Raw genomic sequence first — 3,328 nt, forward strand, 5'->3', positions numbered from 1 at the left:
AAGCGCGATTTAGTGGTATTCGCTTCTTCTGCCACGGCTTTGGCCTTTAGCAATTGCTCTTCAACTTCTTTTCTCAGTTCAATCTCTTTACGTAAATCCTGATTGATAGATTCAATCTGAGCGGTACGGCTTTGCACGCGTTGCTCCAAGTAAAGATTGTTTTGTTCGAGTTCATCCTGAGCGGCCATAAAGTCGGTGATATCGTCATAAGTGGTGACATAGCCTCCATCGGGAAGAGGGTTGCCCTTTATCTCGATAACGTGGCCGTTATGATGCTTGCGTACAACACGATAAGGCTTTCCTTGCATCAAATGTTTAAGACGTCGTTGAACATGCTCGTCAATGGCCCCAGGCCCCAATAGTCCGCGCTCAGCATTGAAGCGAACCAAGTCAGAAACTGCAATTCCGATTTGCAGCATGCCTTGGGGATAGTTAAACATTTCTTCATAGCGACGATTCCAGGCAATCATATTGAGGTCTCCGTTGACGACGCTAATGCCCGAAGAAATATTATCGAAGGACGCGAATAAAATATCCTGATTGAAACGCAGTGCTCGGGTCGTTTCTTCAAAGATATTAACGACTTCTTCTACCGCCAGCTTCTGACCACTCCTCAGGCTTTCTATCATGGCCTGAGAGGAGGCAACGCCAACAATGCCAGATAAGGATTGTTGGGCTTTTTTGATCAGTCGAGCGTCGGCTGTATTACCGCTGGTATGGTCGTATTCACCAAAGAGTTTGTTAGTGATGCTGCTGCCAACAAACTGTTCCAAAAGTGAGCGCAGGTCGAAGGTGCTAATATCGTCATAATTTTGGTATTCCGAGGCACGTTTTTGGGACTGGTTAGTAAAAGCCAGGGCTTGAATTCGGTCTGATAAAGTTGTTCTGTTTTGACGTGAAACGACGATAGTGGTGAGGATATTGGCGAGTAAGCTTAGAACCACACCTCGACTGAATTCATCGCTAAAGCTTAAACCAAAGAGAAACTCTGGGCGCAACCATTTTACACCCAGAGGGCCTTGCGAAAGTAAATCTTTTGATACCATGCCGGTATCAACCAGTAGCGGCAGCATTAAGGTATAGGCCCAAGTGATCAGTCCTGCTGCCAGCCCGGCATAGATTCCCGTGGCATTACTTCGCGTCCAATATAGCCCAAAAATAATAGCCGGTGCCAGTTGAACAGCTAATGCAAAAGCTGTCAGGCCGATACTGGTCAAGGCTGCATTTTCAGCAAAAACGACCTGATAGAGATAAGCAAAAATAACGACCAGAACCACAGTCAATCGGCGCGCAAAAATAAGCGATTGTGTGTAGTCTTTAAAACGATTCGCCCCTTTTTGACGACGCATAATGATTGGTAGAATAACGTCGTTGCTTAGCATTTGGCTTAAGGTGACGGTTGCCACGATGATCATTGCGGTTGCCGCAGAAAAGCCACCCAGAAAGGCAATTAAAGAAAGTGTTTGCTGCTCTTGAGCCAATGGGATTGAGATGACATAGGTATCTGCCGAGACTTGCCCATCTGCAAACATCAGGTTTCCTGCCTGAGCGATAAAGTAGATACACAAACCGATGAGTGTCAGGTAAATAGGAAAGACATACCTGGCGGTGCGCAAGTGATTTTCTGATTGGCACTCGACAAAGGCTATATGGAACATTCTAGGCAGGCAAAAAATAGCGCACGCCGAAAGAAACATTTCAACAAAAAAGCGCAGGTCAATTGAGTCACTGACCGCGATAGTATTTAAGTCTTGCTTACTTAATTCAATTTGCTCTGGTGAAACGCCGCTCATCCAATAGAGTGCAAAACCCGTGACAAAAAATAAAGCCACTAGTTTGATCAGGGACTCAAAGGCCACAGCACTAACCAAACCTGCATGATAGCCAGAGACATCAAGCTGCCGGGAACCGAACAACAAAGCAAAGCCTATCATGCTGAAGGCGATCAGCAGGGTGACATCCTGATTACCGACCTGATGGGTATCGATGATCAAAGACAAGGTGTCTGAAACTGCTTTTAGCTGTAAAGAAATATACGGTACTGTCGCCAGTAAAATCACCAGGGTCGTGGTCGCAGCAATGCCTTGGCGCTTGCCGTAACGGGAGGCTAAAAAGTCGGCAATACTATGAATATGCTCTTGCCGACAAATTAGAAAAATCTTATTCAAGATTGGCCACCCTAGTGTAAACAGCAGTATCGGGCCAAGCAAAATTGGCAGGAAATCCCAGGTAGAAGTTGAAGCTGTTCCGACTAAACCATAAAAAGTCCAAGATGTGCAGTACACGCCCAAGGCCAAGGCATAGACATAAGGATGGCGAGACCAGGAGTCTTCAGAGAAGCGTGTTTGGTCGCCTTGTCTTGCAACCCAGAATAACAGAGCGGTATAAGCGATGATGGCAGTAAACACTATGCTGGCTGACACGATGACCTCTTCATTTAATTATTATTTCTGGAGTATTCGCTATGTATATACAGCTTGCTGACTATCGGTGAATAAAAACCAGTGCTGTATCGCATTTTTCATATAGTAAGGTCTACTACTTTAGTCGTAACTTAGACCAAAGTCTTGGTCCCTTCTCCTAAATTACTTGCTAGATTGGCCTTGGCTTCTGGAAATAAAAGAAGACCTGGAGGCTGTCGGAGAATTGCGATCGGGTAACGGTTTACCGAAAGATCGTGATTCTCCGACAGTCTACTTTAGCCTTAAATGTAAGGTTCAACTAAGCGGAGATGTGTCATGCAAGAAAATAATAATGAGCAAGCATCTGCGTACTGGCAATACAATATCAAACTCATGCTAAAGCTGTTATGCATTTGGTTTGTCGTATCGTTTGTATGCGGAATCCTACTGGTCGATGTACTGAATCAGATTCAAATTGGCGGCTATAAATTGGGCTTCTGGTTTGCTCAACAGGGCTCGATGTATAGCTTTGTTGTGTTGGTCTTTTATTACGCAAAAAAAATGGCGGCACTTGACCGCGAATTTAACGTAGAAGAATAGGAGGCTGATATGGAACTGCAAACCTTAACTTATATCGTGGTGGGTATTACATTTGCTATGTATATTGGCATAGCCATCTGGGCGCGTGCCGGGTCTACCAAAGAATTCTATGTGGCCGGTGGTGGTGTTCACCCCGTTGCAAATGGAATGGCAACCGCTGCTGACTGGATGTCTGCCGCTTCGTTTATCTCAATGGCGGGTTTAATTGCTTTTTATGGCTATGGCGGTTCGGTCTTCTTAATGGGCTGGACAGGTGGTTATGTATTGCTGGCAATGTGCTTGGCACCTTACCTAAGAAAGTTTGGTAAGTTTACCGTACCAGAGTT

At 45.2% G+C, this 3,328-nt stretch carries 2 protein-coding genes and 1 pseudogene; 2 read left to right on the forward strand and 1 reads right to left on the reverse strand.

What is annotated here, in order from left to right; genetic code table 11:
• Nucleotides 1–2,423 (reverse strand): PAS-domain containing protein (locus tag A3757_RS21870; RefSeq protein ID WP_068740285.1); only part of this gene is annotated, 2,423 nt, incomplete at its 3' end.
• A 315-nt stretch (nucleotides 2,424–2,738) separates the two neighbouring features.
• On the opposite strand from A3757_RS21870, the gene A3757_RS21875 reads away from it, so the two are divergent.
• Nucleotides 2,739–3,002, forward strand: a complete 264-nt coding sequence (locus tag A3757_RS21875; protein ID WP_068516597.1) for a DUF4212 domain-containing protein — start codon at nucleotides 2,739–2,741, stop codon at nucleotides 3,000–3,002.
• Nucleotides 3,003–3,011: 9 nt separating this feature from the next.
• Nucleotides 3,012–3,328, forward strand: a pseudogene (locus tag A3757_RS21880) (cation acetate symporter); the annotation flags it as partial.

The organism is Oleiphilus sp. HI0117, assembly GCF_001635235.1.

Bases quoted from the DNA above. Each gene is read 5' to 3' on its own strand.
- A3757_RS21875 (WP_068516597.1), top strand. From the start codon at position 2,739: ATGCAAGAAAATAATAATGAGCAAGCATCTGCGTACTGGCAATACAAT.